14 protein-coding genes are annotated in these 25,867 nt (G+C 75.4%); all 14 read left to right on the top strand.

All coding sequences use genetic code 11. The features are described from left to right. Window positions 1-16 precede the first annotated feature (16 nt). The 14 genes from IE237_RS34365 to IE237_RS34300 all read left to right on the top strand — a co-directional run bounded on the left by IE237_RS34365 (window position 17) and on the right by IE237_RS34300 (window position 25,849). Window positions 17-940 carry an LLM class F420-dependent oxidoreductase gene (locus tag IE237_RS34365; RefSeq protein WP_189806090.1) on the top strand — a complete coding sequence of 308 codons (924 nt, stop codon included), beginning with the start codon at window positions 17-19 and terminating at the stop codon, window positions 938-940. Window positions 941-954: 14 nt separating this feature from the next. Then, window positions 955-1,878: a homocysteine S-methyltransferase gene (gene mmuM, locus IE237_RS34360; RefSeq protein WP_189806089.1), complete on the top strand. Its 924-nt coding sequence runs from the start codon at window positions 955-957 to the stop codon at window positions 1,876-1,878. 71 nt (window positions 1,879-1,949) lie between these two features. Further along, on the top strand, window positions 1,950-3,416 hold the full coding sequence (locus IE237_RS34355) for a 3' terminal RNA ribose 2'-O-methyltransferase Hen1 (RefSeq protein ID WP_189806088.1): 1,467 nt from the start codon (window positions 1,950-1,952) through the stop codon (window positions 3,414-3,416). Next, a complete protein-coding gene (locus IE237_RS34350; protein ID WP_189806087.1) occupies window positions 3,413-5,941 on the top strand; it encodes a polynucleotide kinase-phosphatase in 2,529 nt (842 codons plus the stop codon). The genes IE237_RS34355 and IE237_RS34350 overlap by 4 nt, the downstream gene beginning before the upstream one ends. 356 nt (window positions 5,942-6,297) lie before the next feature. Then, entirely contained in the window at window positions 6,298-7,023 is a 726-nt protein-coding gene (locus IE237_RS34345; protein ID WP_189806086.1) for a Crp/Fnr family transcriptional regulator, read from the top strand. Between the two features lie 79 nt (window positions 7,024-7,102). Then, complete coding sequence (locus tag IE237_RS34340; RefSeq protein ID WP_229843867.1) at window positions 7,103-7,942, top strand: nucleotidyl cyclase domain-containing protein; 840 nt, start codon at window positions 7,103-7,105, stop codon at window positions 7,940-7,942. Further along, window positions 7,939-10,395: a hypothetical protein gene (locus IE237_RS34335; RefSeq protein ID WP_189806085.1), complete on the top strand. Its 2,457-nt coding sequence runs from the start codon at window positions 7,939-7,941 to the stop codon at window positions 10,393-10,395. The genes IE237_RS34340 and IE237_RS34335 overlap by 4 nt, the downstream gene beginning before the upstream one ends. Continuing rightward, window positions 10,392-11,984 carry a hypothetical protein gene (locus IE237_RS34330; RefSeq protein WP_189806084.1) on the top strand — a complete coding sequence of 531 codons (1,593 nt, stop codon included), beginning with the start codon at window positions 10,392-10,394 and terminating at the stop codon, window positions 11,982-11,984. Before IE237_RS34335 ends, IE237_RS34330 begins: the two co-directional genes overlap by 4 nt. Next, the gene (locus IE237_RS34325) at window positions 11,981-12,553 is read left to right on the top strand and encodes a Pycsar system effector family protein (RefSeq protein ID WP_229843859.1); all 573 of its coding nucleotides are present in this window, start codon (window positions 11,981-11,983) and stop codon (window positions 12,551-12,553) included. The genes IE237_RS34330 and IE237_RS34325 overlap by 4 nt, the downstream gene beginning before the upstream one ends. Window positions 12,554-12,561: 8 nt before the next feature. Beyond that, window positions 12,562-14,988, top strand: a complete 2,427-nt coding sequence (locus tag IE237_RS34320; protein ID WP_229843856.1) for a vWA domain-containing protein — start codon at window positions 12,562-12,564, stop codon at window positions 14,986-14,988. Window positions 14,989-15,010: 22 nt separating this feature from the next. Next, window positions 15,011-18,628: a tubulin-like doman-containing protein gene (locus tag IE237_RS34315; protein ID WP_189806082.1), complete on the top strand. Its 3,618-nt coding sequence runs from the start codon at window positions 15,011-15,013 to the stop codon at window positions 18,626-18,628. Then, window positions 18,625-21,207, top strand: coding sequence for an amino acid adenylation domain-containing protein (locus tag IE237_RS34310; protein WP_189806081.1), 2,583 nt, complete (start codon window positions 18,625-18,627; stop codon window positions 21,205-21,207). The genes IE237_RS34315 and IE237_RS34310 overlap by 4 nt, the downstream gene beginning before the upstream one ends. After that, window positions 21,204-23,417: a hypothetical protein gene (locus IE237_RS34305; protein ID WP_229843854.1), complete on the top strand. Its 2,214-nt coding sequence runs from the start codon at window positions 21,204-21,206 to the stop codon at window positions 23,415-23,417. Before IE237_RS34310 ends, IE237_RS34305 begins: the two co-directional genes overlap by 4 nt. Next, the gene (locus tag IE237_RS34300; protein WP_189806080.1) at window positions 23,414-25,849 is read left to right on the top strand and encodes a hypothetical protein; all 2,436 of its coding nucleotides are present in this window, start codon (window positions 23,414-23,416) and stop codon (window positions 25,847-25,849) included. Before IE237_RS34305 ends, IE237_RS34300 begins: the two co-directional genes overlap by 4 nt. Window positions 25,850-25,867 lie beyond the last annotated feature (18 nt).

The following is a 25,867-nucleotide window of genomic DNA, read 5'->3' as shown; positions in this document are numbered from 1 at the left end:
GGTGCAGGATGGAGGTATGGATCTCCGCATCTTCACCGAACCCCAGCAGGGGGCCGACTACGACACCCTCCTCACGGTGGCCCGGGCCACCGAGGAGCTCGGATTCGACGCCTTCTTCCGCTCCGACCACTACCTCGGCATGGGGTCGACGGACGGGCTGCCCGGACCGACGGACGCCTGGATCACCCTGGCCGGCCTGGCACGGGAGACGAAGAGGATCCGGCTCGGCACGCTGATGACGGCCGGCACGTTCCGGCTCCCCGGGGTCCTCGCCATCCAGGTGGCCCAGGTGGACCGGATGTCCGGCGGCCGGGTCGAACTGGGGCTGGGCGCGGGCTGGTTCGAGGAGGAGCACAAGGCGTACGGCATCCCCTTCCCGAAGGAGAGGTTCGGGCGTCTCGAAGAACAGCTGGCGATCATCACCGGGCTCTGGGAGACCGAGGTCGGGAAGACCTTCGACCACGACGGGGAGTACTACCGGCTCACCGACTCGCCGGCGCTGCCCAAGCCGGCCCAGAGCAGGATCCCGGTGCTGATCGGCGGGCACGGCGCGAGCCGGACGCCGCGGCTCGCCGCGCGGTACGCGGACGAGTTCAACATCCCGTTCGCCTCCGTCGAGGACAGCGAGCGGCAGTTCGGCCGGGTCCGGGCCGCCGCCGAGGCGGCCGGGCGGCCCGCCGACGACCTGGTCTACTCGAACGCGCTGGTGGTCTGCGTCGGCCGGGACGAGGCCGAGGTGGCCCGGCGGGCCGCCGCGATCGGGCGGGACGTGGACGAGCTCCGGGCGAACGGGCTCGCGGACTCGCCCGCCGAGGTCGTCGACAAGCTCGGCCGGTACGCGGCGATCGGCTCCTCCCGGGTCTATCTCCAGGTCCTGGACCTGGAGGACCTGGACCACCTGGAGCTGATCTCCTCCCGGGTCCAGTCGCAGCTCGGATGAGCGGGGGTGAACCGATGAGACCGGTCCGTACGCTCGCGGAAGCCCTCGGGGCGGAGGTGCTCGTCCTCGACGGCGGGCTGTCCAACCAGCTGGAGGCACAGGGCTGCGACCTCTCGGACGCGCTCTGGTCCGCGAGGCTCCTCGCCGACGGGCCCGAGCAGATCGAAGCGGCCCACACGGCGTACGTGCGGGCCGGTGCGCGGGTCCTGATCACCTCCAGCTATCAGGCCACGTTCGAGGGCTTCGCCCGTCGGGGCACGGGCCGGGAGGAGGCCGCGCGGCTGCTCGCCCGGAGCGTGGAGCTCGCCCGGACGGCGGGGGAGGCGGTGAGGGAGGAGGTGTGGGTCGCCGCGTCCGTCGGACCGTACGGGGCGATGCTCGCGGACGGCAGCGAGTACCGGGGACGGTACGGGCTGTCCGTGGGGGCGCTGGAGCGGTTCCACCGGCCCCGGATCGAGGCCCTCGCCGGGGCCGCGCCGGACGTCCTGGCCCTGGAGACCGTGCCGGACGCGGAGGAGGCCGAGGCGCTGCTGCGGGCGGCCGAGGGGTGCGGGGTGCCGGTGTGGCTCTCGTACACCGTCGAGGGCGGGCGGACCCGGGCCGGGCAGGACCTGGCGGAGGCCTTCGCGGTCGCCGCGGGGAACGAGCAGGTCGTGGCCGTCGGGGTGAACTGCTGCGACCCGGCCGGGGCGGGGGACGCGGTGGAGCTCGCCGTGGCCGTGACCGGGAAGCCGGCCGTGGTCTACCCCAACAGCGGCGAGCGGTGGGACGCCGGGGCGCGGGGCTGGCGCGGGGACATGGCCTTCGACCCGGCGTGGGCCCTCGACTGGGCCGGAGCGGGGGCCCGCCTCGTCGGCGGCTGCTGCCGCGTCGGTCCGGCCACCATCGGCGCGCTCGCCGACGGCCTCGCGGCGGAGAGGGGCGGCGGCACCGGCTGAGGCGGCGCCCCCGGTCCCGGCGCGCGGAAAATGCCTGGTGGGGAGGGGGGAGGCGAACGATACTCGAAGGTGTGTTCCTGACAATCAGTACAACCGGCAACCCGGAGCGACCCGCGACCGATCTCGGCTTTCTGCTGCACAAGCATCCCGAGCGGGCGCAGGCGTTCTCGACCTCGCACGGCACGGCGCACGTCCTCTATCCCGAGGCGAGCGCCGAGCGGTGCACGGCGGCACTCCTCCTGGAGGTGGACCCCGTGGCGCTGGTGCGCCGCGGCAAGGGCAAGGGCAGGGGCGGCGCCCCTGACTCGGCGCTCGCGCAGTACGTGAACGACCGGCCCTACGCCGCGTCCTCACTGCTCGCGGTCGCGCTCGCCAGGGTCTTCAAGACCGCGCTGCACGGCGAGTGCAGGACGATGCCCGAGCGGGCGGCCGCGCCGCTGCCGCTGCGCGTCGAGGTCCCCGCGCTCCCCGCCAGGGGCGGCGCGGAGCTGGTGCGGGCGCTGTTCGGGCCGCTGGGCTGGGACACGGTGGACGCCGAACCGGTGGCGCTGGACGCGGAGTTCCCCGAGTGGGGCGACTCGCGGTACGTGCGTCTGGTCCTGGAGGGCGAGCTGCGGCTCGCGGACGCCCTCAACCACCTGTACGTCCTGCTGCCGGTCCTCGACGACGCCAAGCACTACTGGGTCGCGCCCGACGAGGTCGACAAGCTGCTGCGCGCCGGTGACGGCTGGCTGGCCGGTCACCCCGAGCGGAAGCTGATCACCGCCCGCTACCTCTCGCGGCGCTGGGGCCTGGCCCGCGAGGCGACGGAGCGGCTCGAACTGGTCCGGCTCGCCGAGGCCGAGGGCCTGGACGTCGAGGACGTCGACAACGCCGTCGACGAGACGACCGACACGGAGGAGCGTCCGGTGCCGCTCGCCGAGCAGCGGCGGGAGGCGATCCTCGGCGCCCTCACGGCGGCCGGGGCGAGCCGGGTGCTCGACCTCGGCTGCGGCCAGGGCCAGTTGGTGCAGGCCCTGCTGAAGGACCCGCGCTTCACCGAGATCGTCGGCGTCGACGTGTCCGCGCGGGCCCTGGGCATCGCCGCGCGCCGGCTGCGGCTCGACCGGATGGGGGAGCGGCAGGCCGCCCGCGTGCAGCTGACGCAGGGCTCCCTCGCGTACACCGACAAGCGCCTGGCCGGCTACGACGCGGCGGTGCTCAGCGAGGTCGTCGAGCACCTGGACCTGCCGAGGCTGCCGGCCCTGGAGTTCGCGGTGTTCGGCTCGGCCCGGCCCCGGACGGTCGTCGTGACCACGCCGAACGTCGAGTACAACGTGCGCTGGGAGTCGCTGCCGGCCGGGCACGTCCGGCACGGCGACCACCGCTTCGAGTGGACCCGGGAGGAGTTCCGGGCCTGGGCGGCCGACGTGGCCGGGCAGTACGGGTACGGGGTGGAGTTCGCCCCTGTGGGTCCGGACGACCCGGAGGTCGGGCCGCCGACCCAGATGGCCGTCTTCAGCCGTACCGACGAGACCTTGAAGGAGGTCACCGCATGACCCGCACCCTGCCCGTCACCGACCTGTCCCTCGTGGTGCTCGTCGGCGCCACCGGTTCCGGCAAGTCCACCTTCGCCCGGCGCCACTTCAAGCCGACCGAGATCGTCTCCTCCGACTTCTGCCGGGGGCTCGTCGCCGACGACGAGAACGACCAGTCCGCGAGCCGGGACGCCTTCGACGTCCTGCACTACATCGCGGGCAAGCGCCTGGCCGCGGGCCGGCTGACCGTCGTCGACGCCACCAACGTGCAGCAGGAGGCCCGGCGCCAGCTCGTCCAGCTGGCCAGGACCCACGACGTGCTGCCGATCGCGATCGTCCTCGACCTGCCCGAGGAGGTGTGCCGCACGCGGAACGCGGCACGGCCCGACCGGGCTGACATGCCCGCGCACGTCATCCAGCGCCACCGGCGCGAGCTGCGGCGCTCGCTGCGCGGTCTGGAGCGCGAGGGCTTCCGCAAGGTGCACGTCCTGCGCTCCGTGGAGGAGGTCGAGGCCGCCGAGGTCGTCCTGGAGCGGCGCTTCAACGACCTGCGGCACTTCACCGGACCCTTCGACATTATCGGGGACATCCACGGCTGCCGCTCCGAGCTGGAGACCCTGCTCGCGAAGCTCGGCTACGTCGACGGGCACCACCCCGAGGGCCGGACGGCCGTCTTCGTCGGCGACCTCGTCGACCGCGGCCCCGACTCGCCGGGCGTCCTGCGCCGGGTCATGGCGATGGTCGCCTCGGGCGACGCCCTGTGCGTCCCCGGCAACCACGAGAACAAGCTCGGCCGGTGGCTCAAGGGACGGAAGGTGCAGGAGACGCACGGACTGGCCGAGACCATCGAGCAGCTGGGGCGCGAGAGCGAGGAGTTCCGGGCGGAGGTCGGACGCTTCATCGAGGGGCTCGTCAGCCACTACGTGCTCGACGGCGGGAGCCTCGTCGTCTGCCACGCCGGTCTGCCGGAGAAGTACCACGGCCGCACCTCCGGGCGGGTGCGCTCGCACGCGCTGTACGGGGACACCACGGGCGAGACCGACGAGTTCGGGCTGCCGGTGCGCTACCCGTGGGCGGAGGAGTACCGGGGACGGGCCACCGTCGTGTACGGACACACCCCCGTGCCGAACACCTCGTGGATCAACAACACCATCTGCCTCGACACGGGGGCCGTCTTCGGCGGGAAGATGACCGCGCTGCGCTGGCCGGAGCGCGAACTCGTCGACGTACCGGCCGAGCGCGTCTGGTACGAGCCGGCGCGTCCCCTCGCCACCGAGGCGCCCGGCGGGCACCAGGGGCGTCCCCTGGACCTGGCCGACGTGCAAGGGCGGCGGACCGTGGAGACCCGCCACCTCGGGAACGTCGCCGTGCGCGAGGAGAACGCGGCGGCGGCCCTGGAGGTCATGAGCCGGTTCGCGGTCGACCCGCGGCTGCTCGCGTACCTGCCGCCGACGATGGCGCCCACCGCCACCTCGAAGGAGGAGGGCTACCTGGAGCACCCGGCCGAGGCCTTCGCCCAGTACCGGGCGGACGGCGTCGAACGGGTCGTGTGCGAGGAGAAGCACATGGGCTCCCGGGCGGTCGCCCTGGTCTGCCGGGACGAGGCCGCGGCCCGCGAGCACTTCGGCGTCACCGGGGTGACCGGCGCGCTGCACACCCGCACCGGACGGCCCTTCTTCGACGACGCGGAGGTCACCGAGGAGGTCCTCGGCCGCCTGCGGACCGCGATCGGCGCGGCGGGCCTCTGGGACGAGCTCGGCACGGACTGGCTGCTGCTCGACGGAGAGCTGATGCCGTGGTCGCTCAAGTCGGCCGGGCTGCTGCGCGCGCAGTACGCGGCGGTCGGCGCCGCCTCCGGCGCCGTCCTCCCCGGGGCGATCGACGCCCTGGAGCGTGCGGCGGGACGCGGGGTCGAGGGGGTCGACGGGCTGCTCGCCCGGCAGCGGGAGCGGGCGGTGGACGCGGAGGCCTTCACCGAGGCCTACCGCAGGTACTGCTGGCCGACCGAGGGCCTGGAGGGCGTGCGCTTCGCTCCCTTCCAGCTGCTCGCGGCGCGCGGGCGCTCGCTCGCGGACGTGCCGCACGACGTGCAGCTGTCCTGGCTGGACCGGCTCGTGGAGCACGACCCGACGGGGCTGCTCCAGGTCACCCGCCGGCTCGTCGTCGACACCGGTGACGAGGCCTCGGTCCGAGCGGGCACCGACTGGTGGCTGGAGCTGACCGGGGCGGGCGGCGAGGGCATGGTCGTCAAGCCGCTGGCGGCGCTCGTCCGCGACGCCGAGGGCCGGCTCGGGCAGCCGGGCGTGAAGGTGCGCGGCCGGGAGTACCTGCGGATCATCTACGGCCCCGAGTACACCCGCCCGGAGAACCTGGAGCGGCTGCGGCAGCGGTTCCTCGGGCACAAGCGGTCGCTCGCGCTGCGCGAGTACGCGCTCGGCCTGGAGGCGCTCGACCGGCTCGCCGCGGGCGAACCGCTGTGGCGGGTCCACGAGGCGGTCTTCGCGGTCCTGGCCCTGGAGTCGGAGCCGGTCGACCCGAGGCTCTGAGGTCCCCGGACCGCGGGGCCCGGGGTCCGGGGGCTCCGACGGCGGGGTGGGGCCGGGGGCGACGTGTGGATTCCGGTGGGTGTTCGCGAAGCCTTCACGAAGGCTTCGCGAAGCCCGCCGTGCCGCTCCTCAGGGGGGCGCAGGGGTGCCGACGGCGGCGCTCCCCTGCGCCCCCCGTGCTCGTTGACGCGTTTCTTCCGCACCCTCTAGCGTTCTTCACCCCATGACGTGACACAGCGTCAATAGTGTGGCGCAGAGGGCCACATGAGGTGGGAACACACACGCGAAAGCGCCGGTCGGCCGCCGGCGGACGGTCTTCCCCGGAGGGCCCGCGGACGGTACGGGGGTGAGCGGCGATGAGTCTCTTCGGCCAGGACCGCTCCTTCCTCCACGCCCTGCCCGCGGCCGACCGGCGGTCGCTGCTCGCCGAGGGCGCCCGGCGCGTCTACGAACCCGGGGAGGTGATGATCCGCGAACGCGACACCAGCGCCTACGTCCTCGCGCTGCTCTCCGGCTGGTCCGTCGTCTCCGTCGGCACCGAGCGCGGATCGCGGCTCATCCTCGCCCTGCGCGGCGCGGGCGAGGTCGTCGGCGACCTCGCCGCCGTCGACCGGGGCCCGCGCAGCGCCAGCGTCACCGCCCTGGGCACGGTCGAGGCGGTGGCCGTCTCCGGCGACCGGTTCCGCCGCTTCCTCGCCGCCCGGCCGCACGCGACCGCGCTGATCATGCGCCAGCTCGCCACCCGGCTGCGCAGCGCCGACGTCGAACGCCGCGCGCTCGCCTCCGAGACGGTCCTCCAGCGCCTCGCCGCCCGGCTCGTCGAACTGGCCGAGCGCGCCGGACGGCGGGCCGACGGCGGGACCGTGCTCGACCTTCCGCTGCCCCAGCACGACCTGGCGGCGGCCATCGGAGCAACCCGGGAGGCGGTGGCCAAGGCGCTGCGCCTGCTCCGGGAGCAGGACGTCGTCCGCACCGCGAACCGCACCGTCGTCGTCCTCGACATGCCGGTCCTGGTGCTGCTCGCGCAGGGGCGCGCACGCCCCGGCGGAAACCCGGCGGACGAATCTCCGCCGGGTGTGTAAACGGCTACATCGCCGGCCGCGGCACGCGGCCAGTCTGGACACACGCACCACCACGGCGCCACACACAGGGAGTCCGAGAGTGAGCAGTGCGGGAGTGAACGGGGTAGCGGGCGGGATCCACCGGTTCGTCGTCTTCGGCGACATCTGCGGCTCCGGGACCCTGGGCATGGCCGAGAAGGAGCTGCACCGGGCCGCGATGTACGCCGCCTTCGACGAGGCGTACGGCTCCGTCGGCGTCGAACCCGGCACCTTCCACCAGGAGGACCGGGGGGACGGCATCCTCGCCGCCCTGCGGCCCGACGTGCCGCCGACGCTCATGGTCGGGCGGTGGATCGACACGCTCTACGAGAGCCTGCGGGCCCACAACACGGGCCGCAGCCGGCGGCTGCGGCTGCGGATCGGCATGAACGCGGGGCTCGTCGCCCAGGACGGGCACGGGCTCGTCGGGCGGGCGGTGGACCTCGCCGCCCGGCTCTGCGACAGCGCCCCCGCCAAGCGGATCATGGCGGAGAGCCCCGAGGTAGACCTCCTGATCGTCGTCTCCGACTGGCTGTACGGGAACGTCGTCGCCGAGGGCGGGCGGTACGTCGAGCCGGACCACTACCGGCCGGCCCGCATCCGGTCCAAGGAGACCGACGAGACCGCGTGGTTCCACGTACCGCGCAGCACCGCCCCGCCGCTGACCGGATCCGAGGCGGAGCAGCCGGAGCCCGAAGGGGAGCGGGCGCCGACGGGGGTTTCACGGACCGGCGTTGGGCCGTCGCGGGGGGACGGCCCAACGCCCCGGACCGGGGGCGGGAGCCGGACGTACCACGTCGGGGGAGACCTGCTCGACGTCCACGGCAACACGATCCACGGGGGGTTCACCGGCATCCGCAAAGGCACGGGAACGGGCACGGGGGCGAGTGAGGCGAAATGAGCGACCAGGACGAGTCGGCGGGCGGGAACGACACCCCGGACTCCGGCCACGAGCGGGACGACCGGGGCGACGGAGGCAGGGGCGACCGGGCGGACGCGCACGACCGGGGCGATCGCGGTGACCGGGGCGGCGACCGCGGGGACCGCGGCGACCGGTCCGGTGACCGGGGGGACCGGGGAGACCGGGGTCAGCGTGGTGACCGTGGCCACCGGGACGGCGACCGGGCCGACGGTGCCGGTGAGCAGCCGCGCGAGCCGAGCGTCTTCGACGCCGCCGACCGGGGAGTCCTCGGCGGCGAGAGCGACACCGGCGGCGCCGCCACGGCACTGCGGGCCGTCCGCACCTGGGCGGGCGGCGCCGCCGACCGCCTGACCACCATCCACGGCGACGGCACCGTCTTCGAGGGCAACCAGATCTTCGCCCTCTACGGCTCCGACCGCTCGCTCTTCGTCCAGGGCCCCGTGCCGCCCGAGACCCTCGACCACCTCGGCCGGGTGTACTGCGCGACCTCCGGGTACGCCCGGATGCGGGACCGGCTCCGCGACCACCGGGTCCTCGTCCTCTGCGGCGAACCCGGCAGCGGCCGCAAGGCCACCGCGCTCGCCCTCCTCGACGAACTCACCGGCGGCAAGGTCTTCCGCCTCGACCCCCGCCACGGCGTCGACGAGATCACCGAGGACGTCCTCCAGGAGAACGGCGGCCACCTTCTGGAGCTGCTCACCGAGGACATGCGCACCGAGAGCGAGCCGCGCCCCGCCCGCTCCGGCCGGGGCGAGCACACCGCCGTCGCCCGCCGGCCCGCCACCCGCCTCTCCGAACTGCACCTCGACCGCTTCGGCGAACTGCTGCGCGGCCGGGAGGCGTACGGAGTCGTCCTCGTCGAGAACGGGGAGCTCGCCGACCGGCTGCTGCGCGGCAGGTACGGGATGTACTGCGCGCCCCCGCCGGCCGACGAGGTCCTCCACCGGCACCTGTGGCACCGCCTGCGCGCCGAGCCCGACGAGGCCCTCGGCGACGCACGCGCGCGTGCCCGGCGCCCGGACGTCGTCCGGGCCCTCGGCCTGGAGGAGCTGCGGCCCCGCGAGGCCGCCCGGCTCGCCGACCACCTGGCCCGGCACTGGCGCGGCGAGATGACCGACGGGGAACTCCTCGCCGAATGCGCCAGCTTCGTCCGCTCCCAGGCCCGCGAGTGGTTCGCGGGCGCCGACCGTCCCGGTGCGCTCCCGGAGGCCCTGCCCGTCCTGAACGCCGGCGCGTTCCGTATCGCCGTCGCCGTCTTCGACGGTTCCGCCTACAGCCTCGCCGCCGAGGCCGCCGAGCTCCTCGCCTGGGAACTCGCCGTCACGCTCGACCCCGACCACGCCCCCGGGCGGCGCCTGTTCGGCACGCACGCCGAGCACCGGCCGGTGCAGGCGCGGGCCGTCCTGGAGGACGGCGAGCTGGACCTCGGCCCCGCCAAGGTGCCGGTGCGGGCCGTACGCTTCCAGGGCGAGGCGCTCGCCGGCGCCGTCCTCGGCGAGATCTGGCACGGCTACCACAACGTCCGCGGCCCGGTGGCCCGATGGCTGCGCGCCCTCTGCGACGACCCGCGCCCCGAGGTGTGGGTGCGGGCCTCCGTCGCCGCCGGCGTGCTCTGCTCCTGGGACTGGATCCACGGCTTCCGCGAGCTGGTGGTGCCCCTGGCCGTGACGGACGAGCCGAGGGCCCGGATGGCCGCCGCCACCGCGCTCGCCGAGGCCGCCCGTGACCCGCGCGTCCGTCCGGCGGTCGCCGCCGTGCTGAAGGACTGGGCCGGATCGGGCGAGGACACCCTCGTCCGGACGGCCCTGCTCGCCCACGGCTACGTCCTGGCCGCAGGGGGCGTCCCCGGCTCGCTCGACGCGCTCGCCCGGGTCGTCAGGACCCGCGAGGCGACCGACGTCGAGGTGCTCGTGCCCGCCTCCTTCAGCGTGGCCCGGCTGCTCGCCTCCGGAGAACCCGAGCCCGTCCTGGGCCGGCTCCACCAGTGGCTCGACGACGGCCGGATCAACCTCGCCAACCTGGTCCACCTCGCCGTCATCCGGACCCTGAGCACCCGGACCACCCACCTGTGGGGACTGCGCGAGGTGCCCGAGCTCGACGAGCACGCGGCCCGCCCCCTGCTCGTCGCGCTGCTCGCGACCCGGCCCGCGCTCGCCCCCGAACTCGCCCGGCTGCTCCGGCACACGCTGGCCACGGCCCGCTCCGGAGAGGCGGCCCTCGAAGCCCTCGGCGGCATGCTGCGGCGCGCCGCGAAGGACCCCGAGGCACTCGGCCACGTCCGCGCCTTCCTGCCGCGCCTCGCGGTGGACCGCCGCGACCGGGACCGGCTCAGGGGACTGCTGAACGAACTCGTCCGGGACCGTGACCGGCCCCTGGACAGGAACGCGGCGCGCCGGATGTGGGACGCCGTGACGGAAGGAGCGAACCGATGACCGGGCCCGACCAGAACAGGAACGCGCGGCCGGACGAGCGGGCGCGCCGGGACGAGCGGGAGCGCCACGAGGGACGGGACGGCCGGGAGCGGCAGCGGTACGAGGACCGGTACGAGCGGCAGCGGCACGAGGCGCAGAACGGCGGACAGCACCGCGGCGACGGGGACGAGGACCCGGACCTCGACCTCGACCGCGCGCGGGACGAGGAGGCGGAGCAGGTACGGGGCCAGGGCCGGCAGCACGCGGCCGCCACCGGTGGATCCGCGGCCTCCGGACGGCCGCGCGGCCCCCTCATCGGCGAGTACGCGCCCCCGTACCGCCGCCGGAGCGGCCGGGTCGCCGCCGTGCTCCTCTACCGCAACGGCGGCCACCGGGTGGTCTGGCCGGACCGCACCGAGGACGTCAACAAGCCCATGTTCGGCTCCCCGTACACCGTCTTCGAGGTGCGGCTCGGCCGCAACGTCACCGAGTTCCGGCTCCAGCTGCCGGCGGCCGGGGACGGCGTCTTCTTCGACGCCGTCGCCAAGGTCCAGTGGGTGGTGACCGATCCGCACCTCGTCGTGCAGGAGCAGGTCGAGGACGTCGCCGAGCTCCTCCACGACGAACTGCTCGACGGCCTGCGCAGGCTCTCCCGGAGGTTCCGGATCACCGACGCGCAGCGCGCCGACGAGGCCGTGCGCGAGGAACTCGCCGCCGGGCGCCTCAGCTTCGGCCGGGACATCGGACTGCGGACCCGGGTGCTCGTCTTCATCGACCTCGACGACTCCGTGAAGGCCGAGGTCTCCCGGCGCGACCGGGTCGGCGTCACCATGGAGGCCGACCAGCGCGTCGCCGAGGCCGAGCGCCGCAGGGAGGCGGCGGACCGCGCCCTGGTCGCCGAGCGCGCCACCGAGCTGGAGGCCCTCTTCCGGCGGGGTGACCTCGCCCAGATCGCCCACCACATGGCGATGCACCCCGACAAGCAGTGGGAGATCCGCACCCAGCTCCAGCAGGAGCGCCGTGAGGGCCAGGAGGACTATCTGCGGGTCTTCAACCGCCTCCTGGACACCGGCGTCCTGGAACGGCACGACATCGGCGAGCAGATGTACCAGGTGCTCATGTACCTGCGGTCCCAGACCGGCCACGTCCTCGGCGGCATCACCGACCGGGTCCTCAACCCCTCCGGCGACACCCCGCGGCGGCGCCGCGCCCTGGAGGAGGCCTCCCCCGAGCCGAGCGACCCGGACTGGGACGAGGACCGCCGGGACGCCCCGCGCGAGCGCTGGGACGAGGACCACCGGGACCCCCGGCGCGAGCCCTGGGACGAGGACCACGGCGAGGCCCCGCGCGACTCCCGCGTCGTCGAACCGACCCGCGTCGAGTCCGGCTCCGAACGGGAGCGGGAGCGCGAACGGGAGCGGGGGCGGTCGCGGGGCCGCCGTGACGAGGGGTTCGACGACGGCCGCGACCGGTACGAACCGGACTCGTACGAGCGGAACGACCGGTACGACCGCGACGACCCGTACGACCGCGGCGGCAGCGAACGGCCGCGCCGGCCCACCCGGCCCGCGAGGCCCAGCTCCGCCTTCGACGACTGGGACGAGGTATGAGCCCCCCGGACCCCGGCGCCGGCCGAGCCCCGGCACCCGAGGCCGACCCGGCCCCCGTCCCCGCACCCGGCCGGGCACCGGCACCCGCGCCCGTCCCCGTACCGCCCGGGGAGATGCGGTTCATGGCCGAGCGGATCCTCGCCACCGTCCGGGAGGACATCGGCCGGGCCGACACCAAGGCCGCGATCCTGCTCTCCGGCGCCCTCGCCTTCCTCGCGGTCGTGTTCTCCGGGGACCGCGCCCCGCTGCCCACGGCCGGCACCGGACTCGCCCTCCTCCTGGCGGCGGGCGCGCTGTGGACGGCCGGGGTCCTGATGCTGGTGTCGGTGGTCCTGCCGCGCACCCGGATCGGCGCGGACCGCACGCTCCTGCGCGAGCTGGCGGCCGGTCCGTCCGCGCCCGCACTGCGGGAACGGCTCGGCGTCTCCGGCACGGACGCCACCGACTGGCTCCTCGAACAGGCCGGTGTGCACGGGCTCGTGCTCGCGGCGAAGTACCGGTGGCTGCGCCTGGGCGTGTTCGCGCTCGTGCTCGGCGCCCTCCTGGCCCTCTTCAGCGAACTGTGGTGAGAGAGAACATGCAGTGGACCAACAAGGGGAGCGCCCTGCTCCTCGCCGGGGTGCTCCTCGCGGTCTCCGGACCGTTCGCGGCGCCCACCGCCTCGGGCGCGCCCGGGGCCGGGGCACGGGGCCTGTCCCGTACGGCCGCCGAACCCGCCGAGGGTCCCGATCCGCTCGACTTCGCCGTCGTCGTCGACCAGTCGAAGAGCCTCGCCGACAAGGACCTGGCGCGCGAGACGGAGGCGGCCGCACTGCTGAGCCAGGGGGAGATATCCGAGCGCTCCCAGGCCACCGTCATCGGCTTCGGCAGCTCCGAGAAGCCCGGCCAGTCGCCCGTGCGCGAGGTCTGCCCGCTCACCGTCGCCGACGCGGCGGGCCGCGAGCGGCTCAGCGAGTGCGTCCAGCAGCTGAACCGCCGCGACGAAGCCCGCATGGGCCCCGGCACCGACTTCCCGGCCGCCATCCGCCAGGCCGTCACGCGCCTCACGCAGTCGCGCGCGCCCGCGTCCGGCGGGGCGAAGACCCCGGCCGTGCCCAAGGTCGTCTTCCTGCTCACCGACGGCAAGCTGGACGTCGCCGACAGCCCCGAGTACGGCACCGACCGGGACACCCGCCAGTCCAACGGGGCGCGGCGGCTCACCGAGGAACTCGCCCGCGCCCGCGCGGCCGGCGTCCAGATCTGGCCGCTCGGCTTCGGCAGCGAGATCGACCGCTCCGCGCTCACCGCGATGGCCGAGGGCGGCTACCGGGGCGCCTGCTCCGACATCCCCGGCTCGGTCCCCCGCATGCGGGTCGTCGGCACCTCCGCCGAGATCGACAAGGCCCTCCAGGAGACCTTCGCCGCCGCCCGCTGCGCCCGGCTCGCCCAGGGCACCGTCGGGAAGCCGCCCGCCGACCTGAACGTCACCATCCCGCCCATCGCCACCGACGGCTCCCTCACGGTCGCCAAGCACGACCCCAAGGTGCGGGTGACCTACTACGACCCGGCGGGCCGCAAGGTGCCCGTACGGGGCGAGTTCGACGGCTCGACCTTCGAGGTGAGCGGCCAGGACGGACCGGTCGAGGCCTTGCGAGTGAAGGACCCCATGCCCGGCCGCTGGCGCGTGCACATCGAGGCGCCGGAGGGCCACCGCGACCGGGAGGTCGCGGTCCGCGCCATCTGGCAGGGCCGCCTCCGCTCCGACGTCACCCTCGACCCGGCGTCCCCCCGCGCGGGGGAGAAGGTCACCGTGCAGGTGCGGATGCAGACCCGGCGCGGGGTCGTCATCACCGATCCGCGGCAGCTGGCCGATCTCACGGCCTCGGCCGAGGTCGCCGGCGCGGGCTTCAGCCCCTTCACCTTCAAGCTCGCCGACGACGGGCGGGCCCCCGACGCGAAGGCCGGGGACGTCCGCTTCACCGGCACGTTCACCCTGCCCACCGGGGCCACCGGAGACCTGGAGCTCGTCACGCGCATGGCGGCGCCGGGCATCACCTCCGACCGGCGCCCGGTGCACGCCCGGCGCGGCCCGGACGTGCCGGTGGTGACCGCGGGGCTCGCCGTCGACCGCGCCACCGTGCACCCGGGCGGCACCGTCCGCGGCACCCTCGACGTCACCAACAACGACTCCACGCCGCACACCCTGCGGTTCGCCCTCCAGGACCAGACGCCCGGCGCCGACCTCACCCTCGCCCCGACGCCGGTCACCGCGCCCGCCGGCCGGAGCACCCGCATCCCCTTCACGGTGACCCTCGCGGCCGGCACGGCCCTCGGCGAACTGGGCGGCCGGGTCGCGGTCGTGGACACCGGCGACGGAGACGCCGTCCTCGACACGGCCTTCCTGGACGTCCTCGTGGTGGCGCCGCCCACCTGGTGGGACCGCTGGTGGAAGGCCGTCGTCGGCGGAGCCGTCGCCTTCCTCGTCCTCGCCGCCCTCGTCGGCATCCGGTACCTGGCCCGGCGCCGCCGCCGGGACCTCACCGGGACCGTCCTCGAACTGCACGACGACGGACGGACCCTGTACACGCTCACCGTCCGCAAGGGGCAGAGCGAGAACGGGACCTTCGCCTTCACCGTCGACGAGCCGTACGGAGGGACGCCGATGCTCCGCAGCGTCCGGGGCGCCGCCGCCGCCACCGCCCACGTGCTCCGCAGCACCGGCTCCGGCGAACTGACGCTGCGCCCCCGGGGCGGCAGCCAGGTGCCGGTCAGGACCGGAGAGCCGATCGCTCTGGGCGAGCACGAACTCGTCGTACGGGGCGGCCGCACGTCGTCCCCGAGGACCCGCGACCTCCCGTGGTCCCGGCGCTCCCGTACCGCCCGGCGCCCCGGTCCCGGCAACGCAAGGGGCACGGACACCGGCCCCGCCGCCGGTACGGACACGGGCGCGGGGGCCGGCTCGGGAGCCGCCTCCGGCGGGTCCGGGTCCGCCGGCGGGTCCGGCAGCTACAACGACAACTTCTGAACGGGCACCGAGGAGAGACGACATGAAGATCTACCAGCCCATGCTCTTCGTCGGACTCGGCGGCACCGGCGGACGCATCGGCAGCGAGCTCGAACGCCAGCTGCGTAGGGAGCTGTGCGGACCCGACGGCACCGACCTCGTCGACGGCGGCCGCCGGCTGCCCTTCCAGCTGCCCGACTGTCTCCAGTTCGTCTACGCCGACTTCAGCGAGAGCGAGCTGCTCAGCCAGCCGCAGTTCCGGGCCAAGGGCGCCGAGGGCGCCGCCTTCGCCCGTACCTCCCGGATGGTCCGCGACCTGCTGCCCACCGACTTCGACACCTCGCCCGAAGTGGCCCGCATGCTGCGCGTCTCCCTCCACGAGGAGACCCGGCACTGGCTGCCGCCGCAGGCCCGCCAGCCGCGCGTCGCCCCCCTCAACAACGGTGCCGGGCAGCTGCCGACCGTCGGGCGGGCCGCGCTCTTCGCGACCCTCCGGTCCGGACTCGAACCTGTCCTGCGGCAGCTCCGCGAGGCCATCGGCGCCATCGGGCAGGCGGCCGGCGACCTCAAGCGCGTCGGCGGCGGCCGCATCCGGGGCTGCGACGTCTTCGTCGCCTTCTCCGTCGCCGGCGGCACCGGCGCCGGCATCTTCTACGACTTCATCCACCTCATCGGGCACGAGTTCCGCAAGGCCCACGTGCCCGGCGTGAAGATCTACCCGCTCGTCGTCATGCCCTCCGCCTTCCCGCCCGAGGCGGGCGGCGGGCGCGAGGCCGAACTCAACGCGGCCCGAGCCCTCGTGGACCTCTCGCGGCTCGTCGACGACCAGAACGTGCCCGACGCCCTCGACACCGTCGGCGACGTCGAGGAACGCGGCCGGCTCAGCGTCACCTACCCCGACGACGGCGTCGTCGCCCTGCGCCCCGCCACCATGCAGACCGCCTTCCTCTTCTCCAAGCCGGCCGTCATCGGCACCGAGGACCTGCGCCGTTCCATCGTCGCCATGGTGATGTCGCTGATCGGCACCGAACTCGGCGAGGACACCGGCTCGGGAAACCGGTCCGAGGACGACTACCAGTCCTTCGCCGCCAGCTTCATCAACAAGGCCGTGGAGCGCTCGACCCCCGCCCGTACCGGCATCGGCTACCGCGGCATGTCCACCAGCCTCGCCGCCTCCCTCACCGTCCCCGTCGACGACCTCGCCGAGATCGTCGCCGCCCGGCTCCTCGCCCAGGCCGTCCGCGCCATGTCCGAACGGGCCCGGCGGCCCGCCCGCGACGGACAGGACATGGTCCGGGACCTCTTCACCCGCTCCGGCATCGGCCGCCTGTGGAGCCGCGAGGCACCGGACGTGCCGCTGCCCGAGCAACTGCCCCGGGGCAGCCGGGACATCACCCAGGAGCTGCGGCAGCGCCTCAACGACATGGACGAGTCCCTCCGGCGGCTCGACGTCCAGCTCTCCCGCGAGATCCCGCGCCTCACGGAGGACTTCAAGCCGGGCGCGGGCGCCCGCGAACTCCTGGGTCTCGTCGGCCCGTTCCAGCTGCTGACCATCCTCCGCGGCCTGCCCGGCCACTCCGACCGGGTGGCCAGGGAGGGCTTCACCGGCATGCTCGACAACCGGCGCAACGACCCCGAGCGGCCCCCCAACGTCCAGGCCGCCGCCCCCAACATCCCCCACATCAAGCGCAGCGTCGGCGGAGTCGTCCCGGCCCGGTGGACCGACCCCGACGTCCAGGACACCCTCGCCGCCCAGCAGGCCTGGTACCAGTGGCGGGCCCGGGTCCTCTGGCACCGCGGCTGGCAGGCCGGGGAGGCCCAGTGGCGGCCCTCCCTCAACCGCGTCACCAACGAGGTCGCCGAACTCGCCAAGGTGCTCATCACCCACGAGCAGGACGAGGCCAAGTCCTTCGCCGACAGCCGCCGCGAGCTCTACCGCGACGACCGCGCGGGCATCGCCTATCTGCTGCCCCCGCAGAACACCCTGCGCGCCTTCTACGACGACGTCGTCGACCGCCTCGCGCAGAGCGAGGGACTCCCCGAGACCACCGACGCCGCGACCCTCCTCGACCGGCTGGTGGGTCCCGACGACTGGCGGCGCGCCCTCGACGCGGTCCGCCGCTCCTCCGGGGCGGCCGTGAAGGAGATCAAGCAGGTCGTCGAGCGGCGGGTCAAGCGCCTCTTCGGCGAGGCCAACGAGGACGTCTTCGCCCGCCCCCTGCTGCCCTCCATGGAGCTGCTGCTGCGGGCCGCCGCGGGCGACGAGACCGCGGAGGCGAAGGTCGACCCGCGCTGGCTCGACCAGTTCCGCTCCCGGCTCGCCGGACTCCTCCCGGTGGGCTTCATCCCGGACGGCAGCGGCCCGCTCAAGATCCTCATCGTGCACCCGGCGAGCGAGTCCGACGGCCGCGCCGCCGACTTCCTCGCGCAGGAACTCAACCTGCCCTCGCGGGTGTTCCCCGAGTGCCGGGCCGTCGACACCGACTCCATCACCGTCGTCTTCTTCCGCAGCGGCATGAACCTCACGGACATCTCCGAGGTCCGCAGCGTCCTCAGCGTCTGGTCCGAGGCCCGCGACTCGGGCGGCGAGGACGAATTCCTGCAGTGGCGCCAGCGGCTCGGCTACAAGGACGACTGGCTCGTCTCGACCGAGCAGGACCGGCAGCGCATCCTCCACCGGCTGCTCTGCGCCATGTGGAACGGCCACATCGCCACCGAGGGTCCGGCCGGCTCCCCCGACCTCGTCCGGATCCGCCTCCAGGAGGGCGAGTCCGCGACCATGTCGCTGCGCCTGGAGGGCTTCGACGGGTCGATCTCCAGCTGGGCGGGGCTGCTGCGCGCGTACGAGCGCTGGGCGCTGCTCGACGAGGGGCAGATCATCGAGCAGTTCTGCGAGCGGCTCATGCGCGCGCTGCCCAGGGGCCTCGCCCAGGTCCCGGCGCCCCCGTCCTCGCTCTTCACCCACTTCGTGGAGCATGTCGCTCCGCGCCAGCTCGCCCTGATCGACGAGATCGCCGCCGACCACGGCGAGGCGGACAGCGAATGGCTCGCCCCGCTCCGCCACTTCTGGGAGGTCACCTACCCGGGCGCGCTCGACATGCGTTTCCCGAGCGCGGCCCGCGCCACCCGCGCGAGCCTCCGCGCCCTCTACGACCGCCACGCGCCTCGCCAGGGCCAGGGCGGGCAGAGTCGGGGCGGTCAGGGTCAGGTCCAGGCGCCGGGGCGTCCGCAGGGGCAGCGGCCCGCCCAGGTCCCCCGGTCCCGGCAGGAGCCCCGGCCGCGCACCGGGTACGAGGACGACGGCAGGTACGAGCCCCGGCCCCGGTGGGACGACGACAGGTCCCCTTCCCCGTACGACGACGATGACAGGTCCCTGTCCCGGTACGACGACGATGACAGGTCCCGTTCCCGGTCCCGGTACGACGACGATGACAGGTCCCGGTACGACGACGGTGCCGGGCGCGCGAACGGGGTCCGGCGCGACCCGCGTTCCGCGTACGCCGAACCGCCGTCCGCCCCGGCGCCGTCCGCCTACGAGGGCGACTGGGAGCTGGAGCCCGAGCCGGACTTCGGGCCCGACTACGACAGCGACGACGGCCCGGACCTCGGGCCCGCCGACGACGCGCCGCACCGCCGCGACCGGGCCGGTGAGGCGGAGTGAGCCCACGTGTCCTCCCCGTCCTTCCCGAACGGCCGCTGCCGGGCCACGCCGTCTGTCTCGACCTGCGGACCTCGGGGACGTACGACTCCGACGACGCCGTCCGTGCGGCCCTGGACGCCCCGCAGCCCGGCGGGGAGCGGCGCTTCCTCGTCGTCGACGAGGCCGACCGGCTCGTCGCCCACCAGCTGCTCTACGAACGCCTCTCCTCCTACGGGCCCGCGCACGTCGTCTGCCTGGCGGTCGGTGCCCGGGGCGACCGGACCCTGAGCCGTTCCCTCACCCTGCGCCCGCCCGCCGCCGGCGTCCTGTGGGTCTTCGACTCCACGGAGGACGGCGTCCCGGGCGAGGCCGTCCTGCGCCCGCTCGTCGACGTCCTGTCCACGCCCGAGGTCTTCGACGCCGTGCTGCGCGCGCTCGGCGAGGTGGTGCACGGCGTCGCCGTGCCCGCCGTGCGGGTCCTGGAGCACGACCTCACCGACGAGGCCAGGGCGCGCGCCTGGCGGCAGGCCGTGGAGGGGCTGACCGGACCCGACGTCCCGGCCGGGAGCGTCTCCGCCGAGCAGGTGCCGGGCGCGCTCGCGCTCCTTCTCGACGAGGGCGTCCCGCGCTCCCTGTCCGGCCACCAGTGGCTGCCGCCGCAGGGCCGCGCGGGTTCCCGGCTGACCGCCTGCGACGAGGCGGTCGGCGAGGCCGTCGAGGGCTTCCACCGGGTCCGCGGCCCGGCCGGTCTCCTCACCGGCGCGGGCCGGGCCGTCGACCTGCCGGCGGACATCGAGCGGGTGACGGAGGAGCTGGACCGGTTCCGTACCGCCGTCGCGGAGGCGTTCGGCGCGGCGGGCGGCACCCGCCTCACCGCCGAGCACCGGGGGGTGCTGCGCGACCGCGGGGTCGAACTGCCGGAGCTGCCGCGGGAGATCTCACGGGCCGGGATCGTCCCGGCGCTGCGCGACCTCACCCACGACCTCATCGGCAAGGGGCTGCCGCTGCGGTCCGTCGCGGCCCGCCTCTCCGCGCTGTCCGCGCGCACCGCGCCCGTGGGCAGCGCGGCCCGGCTCGCCCGGCTCGACGCGATCTGCGGGCCCGAGCGGCTGCGGAGGCTCGGCGCCCGCCACCCCTTCACGGCCGGCGGCTCGCGTCCCGCCGCCTTCGCCGTGACCGGACTCCTGGCGCTGCTCGCCGGGGTCTGGCCGGTGCTCGGCTGGGGCCTCGGTCCGGCCGTCGGCGTCCTCGCCGCCGGTCTCGCCCATCTGATGCTGCGGCGCAGGCCCAACCGCTCGCCCGACGGGCGGATCGACGGCGGTGGTGCGACGGGCGCCGCGCCCCGGCTCGTCGGCGGCCTGCTCGGCGGTCTCGTCGGGGCGGGCCTCGGCCAGTTCCTGGGCCTGCCGGTCTGGGCGGGGGCGGTGGCGGCCACCGTGTCCGTGGCGGCGGTCGTGCTGCTCGCGCTGCGCGACTGGACCCGGGCCGTGGACGACTGGTGGGCGCGCGCCGACCCCGAGGAGGCCTGGCGGATTCTGCGGGAGATCCAGGCCCTGGTGGTCACGACCGCCGTGCACGACTGGCTCTTCGCCGAGGTGCGGCACCACTGCTCGGCCGGGGCGGGAGCCGTGGCCGGGCTGCTCCGGGGCCTCGCGGAGACCGCCGACGCGCACGGGCAGCCGTACGCGGCGCGGAAGACGCGGAAGACCGACGGGCCGGAGGCCGGGCCGCCGCCGGTCGGGGAGACCGGCACGGCGTCCTGGAGCTGGGAGGACTGGCGGGACGACGCGGACGACTGGGGGAGCGGACCGGAGGCCTGGGGGGACGGACCGGAGGCCTGGGGGGACGGGGCGGAGGAGGACCTCTGGTCCGGCTCGGCCCAGGAGCCCCGGGCGGGCAGGACCGCCGCCCAGGAGCCGCCCCCGTTCCCCTCCCCGGACCCCGGGGACGGCACCGACGGACCCCCGCCCCTGTCCGTCCCCGCGCCCGGCTGGCTGGAGCGGCGGTACGGGGACGGGGGCCCCGCGCTCGTCGACACCCTCGTCGGCGACCTCGTCGCCGGCACCGTCCTGATCCTGGACCGGTGCTGGGCGGGCATCGAACGCGACCCCGGAGCCCTCGCGCGGGCCGGGCACGAGCAGCGGCTCACGGAGCTCCTGGACGAGACCCGGCTCCGCCTCGAACGGGACGTGGCCGCCTCGCCGCCGCCCCGCTACGAAGGCCTCCGCGACCCCGACGCGCTCACCTCCCTCGCGGCCTTCACCGACCGTTCCGACCGGCCCGACGCGGCCCGCCTCACCGGGGTCGCCGCCGACGCGGTGGCCCTGCTGCTCCTGGCCGAGGACGACCCGGGCCGTACGGTCGCCCTGTGCGGCCCCGAGCACCTGCGGCTGCTCTCCCACGATCCGATGGCCGCCCGTCAGGTCCGGTTCGTGCCCGAGGCCATGCGCCGCGGGGCCGCCGGGGACGACATCTGGCGGGGCACCGCCGAGGACGTGGTGTGGACCGGCGCGGGACGGCACGCCGGCATCCTCCGTCTCGTACCGCTGCGCGCGGACGTCGTGCACACCGTCCGCGCCGAGGAGGCGGGAGAACCGTGACCGACCCGAACCAACCGACCGACCCGAACCATCCGACCGACCCGAACCAGCCGATCGGCCCGGACCACCCCGACCATCTGAGCGAGCCGACCCCGCCGGCCCATCCGTACTACCAGGAGCTGGAGTTCCTCACCCACCGGGAGGTGCCGGTCCGCTTCGCCGTCCGGTACGGCGAGGACCACCGGCCGCCGGGCCGCCCCGGCGTCCTCGCGCGCCGGGCGACCCTGGGGGCCGGCTCGCACGTCCTCCAGTACCGGCTGGCCTCGTCCGCGCAGGGCGACCCCGGTGCGTACGGACTCCTGGAACGGGAGGTGGCGGCCGCCGTCGCGCTCGAACGGCGCTACGGAGGCGTGAAGTTCGGCGCGGTCTTCGCCAGGGTCGTCGGATTCGACCTGACCGCCGCCGAGCCCTTCGTGCTGTACCGGCCGCCGACGGGCCGCCCGCTGTCCGAGTGGGCCGGGCGTCTCGGCGGCGAGGACCAGGAGCGCATCACGGGCCAACTCGCCATGGCCGTACGGCTCCTGGACGAGGCCGACCTCGTGCACCGGGCCATCGCGCCCGACACCGTACGGTGGGACGGCGCCCGGGTCCGGCTCTGCGAGCCCTACGCGGCACAGCGCTCCGGAGAGGCCCGCGAGCCCTTCGGCGGCGCCCCCTGGGCCTCGCCCGAGCAGCGCGCCGGCCAGGGCGCCGCCGACCCGCGCGACGACCTGTGGTCCGTCGCCGAACTCGCCTACTACCTGCTCTCCGGCCGCCCCGACCGGGGCGAGGGACCCCCGGCCGACCTCGCCGCCTACCGGCGTCTGGCCGCCCTCGGACAGAGCGGTCTCTTCGCCGCGCGCGCGGCGGACCGGCCCCGCCCGCCCGAGTTCATGCGGCTGCTGCACGTCCCCGACCCGCTCGCCACCGGCGTCGGGGCGGCCGACCCGCTCGACCGGTGGCGCACCGAGTACGACCACCAGATCGCCCGGAAACGCGCGCTCTCCGGCGAAGCCGCGCCCCACCGGGCCCCGGAGGAGCCGGCGCCGCCGAGCCCGCGACCGCCGCGTCCCTCCCTCCGCGACCGGATCTTCGGCGGCGGCGACTCCCTCAGGCCCGTCGTGCCCGCCGTGACGCCCGAACCGGCGCCGCCCCCGCCGCCGCGGAGCCGCATGTGCCCGCACTGCCTGCTCCCCGTCGAGTACGACGAACGGCTGCTCGTCACCATCGACGCCAAGGGCAACCGGATCCCGCTCGACCTCAGCGCCGAGCGCCGCCCCGGCCACGTCGCGGACGCCCTGCGCAAGGCCTACCACCTGTGCCCGCACACCGTGGACGGCGACGAGGAACACGAACTCCCCGTCCCCTACCTCACCAACGGCGAACCGCTCTCCGTCGCCCTCGTCGGCAGCTCCTCCGTCGGCAAGACCCACCTCCTCGCCGCCATGCTCGGCGAGGTCGAACTCGGCGGCCTCGAACCGTACGGACTCAAATGCCGGCCGCTCAACCCCGAAGCGCACCGCACCTATCTGCGCGAACGGGTCCAGAGCCTCCAGCAGGGGCGGCAGCTGGGCAGGACCGGACAGCAGACCTTCGCGCGGTTCGCCGACGGCCTGCTCGTCCAGGCGGGCGGCGCACAGCCCCGGCCCGTCGTCTTCTTCGACCTCGCGGGCGAGGACCTCGCGCAGGACGGGGAGGTCGGCCGCTTCCTCATGGGCGTCGACGCCTTCGTCTTCGTCCTGGACCCGCTGCGCGCCCTCCGGCTGCCCGGCCTCGACCCGGTACGCGAACAGAGCGGGCTGCGGCGGCGCGACCTCGGCGACGAGGCCTTCACCACCGTGCTCAACCGCATCCCGCGGCAGCGCGGCGGGCTCGTCGCCGCGCCCGCCGCGCTCGCCGTCAACAAGAGCGACCTCGTCCGCTTCGAACCGGTCGTCGACCGCTGGCTCGGCCGGGCGCTGCCCGGCCGCCACGACGCCGCCGCGCTCCGGGAGGAGAGCCGGGACGCGTACGCCTTCCTCGCCCACCACGCCAGCGCCGCCTGGCTCAAGCCCTTCGACGACTGCGCCGACTGCACCCTGCACTTCGTCGCCGCGACCGGCGGGCAGGCGCGCGGCGACCGATTTCCGCACGGGGCCCGGCCGCGCCGGGTCCTCGCGCCGTTGCTGTCGCTCTTCGCCATGTGCGGGCTGCTGCCCGGGGCGGAACCATTGGAGGGGATCGTCCGATGACACGGACGGAGAACGAGGTCGACCAGATCGTCTTCCGCTGGGACAGCGAGAACCTCACCGGCAACACCGGCTTCGGCCCGGTCGCCTGGTCAGGGCCCCGAGACGAGGCCGAGAACCTCTTCCAGATCTCCGGCCCGGTCCTGCGGGCCAGCGGGGACGAGACACGGCCGGCCCTGATCCGGCTCCACAAGCGCGCGGGGGTCATCCTCATCCGGCGCCTCCCGTTCAAGGAGGCCGACGGTGGGACGTCCGTGCTCTGCCACGCCCTCGTCGGCTCGCCCGCCCTCCTCGACCCCGCCGTCTGCCTCGGGCTGCACGCCTGGACCTGGGAGGGCGCCGCCGCCGTGAACCTCGCCGAGGCGCGCGGGCGTCTCCCGGTGGTGCGGGAGGAGGTCCTCGTACCGGCGACGGGCCGCGGACAGGGGGAGCTCGACGAGACCCTGCCGTACGCGGCGGAGGAACTCGTCGGCACGGTGGCCGAGTTGCTGCGCCACCCCGACGACCGGTTCACCGTCCTGGACGAACGCGGCGACACCGCCTGCCCCGTGCTGTGGGGGCTGCACAGCATGTTCGGGGCGCTCATCGACCGCCGCTGGACCTTCGCGACCCATGACACCGTCGAACTGCCCGCGCTCCGCTTCGCGTTCGTCGGCCGCTGGTCGGGCGCGGCGAGCCGCAACACCGACCGCCGCCGCGTCGACCCGCGCGAGCGGTGCGGCGACCGGGCGGAGGACGTCGCGGCCCGGCTCGTCCGGCACCACCTGCGGGGGGTCGAGGAGGGGGAGGGGAGCGAGTACGCGGTCGGCAGCGCGCTCCACGCCGCCTCCTCCTCCCGCCGCGCCGCGCTCCTGGAGACGGCCGCCCGCGCGGTGGACACCCTGGACGCGTCGTCCCGCCGCCCCACCCGGCCACCCCGCCACCCGGGCGCGCGGGACCTCCGGGACCAGGGCGCGCGGGACGTCAGGGACCAGGGCGCGCGGGACCTCCGGCACCTGGGCGCTCCGGACCCGACGCGCCAGGTCGCTCCGGAACTCCGGGACCAGGGCGCTCGGGACGTCAGGGACCAGGGCGCGCGGGACCTCCGGCACCCGGGCGCTCCGGACCCGACGCGCCAGGGCGCTCCGGACCCCACGCGCCAGGGCACTCCGGACCCCCGCCACCCGGACCCCCGTCACCCGGGCTCGGCGCAGGCCCGGCGCTCCGACCCGCCGGCCTCCTCGTACCCGGCCTCACCGGGCCCGTGGTCCCGCACGCGCGAGCCCTCGTACACCCCGGAGCCCCCGCCCGCGGCGCCCGTGCCTCCGCCGGCGGCACCCGTGCCCCCGACCGCCGCCGACCCCTGGCCGCCCCACGCACCGCCGCCCCCTCCCGTACCCGCGCCCACCCCCGTACCTCCACCCACCCCTGAACCTCCGCTCACCCCAGAGCCCCCGCCCGTTCCCGAACCCCGATCACCGTCCGAGCCCCGCTACGACTCCAAGCCTCGCTACGACTCCGAGCCTCGCCACGACTCCGAGCCCTCGTACCGTTCCAAGCCCCGCTACGACTCCGAGCCCTCGTACGACTCCGAGCCCCCGCACGCCCCGGAGTCCCCGTACGGCTCCGAAGCCCCGCCCGCCCGGCGGCCCGACGGCGATCCGCACGCCGTCCCGCCCCGGCGGACGTCCGGCGAGGGCGCCTACCCCCGGCCCGTCCTGCCGTCCGTCGGGCCGCAGTGGACCGGGCCCGGCAAGGGCGCTCGGCGCGCCTGGGGGAAGCGGTCGCGCGAGCGGGAGGCCGTCACCTCGCTCGTGCACAAGCTGCCGACCGTGCGCACCGTGGACGAGGCGCGGGAGCTCGTCGTGCAGGGCGGCAGCCGCGAACTCCTGGACGCGCTGCGCCGGCCCCAGGCGTACGGCGTCGTCACCGTCCTCCTCCGTGAGGTCGCCCGGCGCCTGCCGTCCTGGGAGCATGCGCTGCGCCGCGAGCTCTGCGAGGTGGCCATCGGCCGGGAGCTGTGGGCCGTCGCACCGCCCACCGCGCGGGACGACCCCTCCGAACCGGCGGAGGAGCAGCGCGCGGCCAACGCCGCCGAGCTGCACCGCTGGGCGGTCCGCCCGCTGCTCGGGGGTGGCGACGCCCCGGTCGGTACGGTCGCCGAGCTGCTCTCGCGGCTCCGGGCGAGCCCGGAGCCGTCCGCCCGGGAGGCGTTCTGGCTGATCGTCGACGGGGAGCGCCCGGGGCTGCCGGACGCGGTCTGGCTCACGCTCCTGAAGGAGGCGTACGGCCTGCCGCGCGCCGCGCACCGCCCGCGGACCCCGGGCCCGTCGCCGTCCGCCCCGGACGATCACGGCAACGGCTACACCCGCCGCTTCCTGCGCCGCGTCGCGCTGCTGGTCGGGGGGCTGCTGGGCGCGATCGTCCTGATCGCGGTCGCCCAGCGGATCACCTGACGGAGGCGGGGCCGGGCG

Origin of the sequence: Streptomyces tanashiensis (genome assembly GCF_014648895.1) — a bacterium.
GTDB classification, from domain to species: Bacteria; Actinomycetota; Actinomycetes; order Streptomycetales; family Streptomycetaceae; genus Streptomyces; species Streptomyces tanashiensis.
Note: the sequence above shows the minus strand (reverse complement) of the source record. Positions and strands in the feature narration are given on the sequence as shown.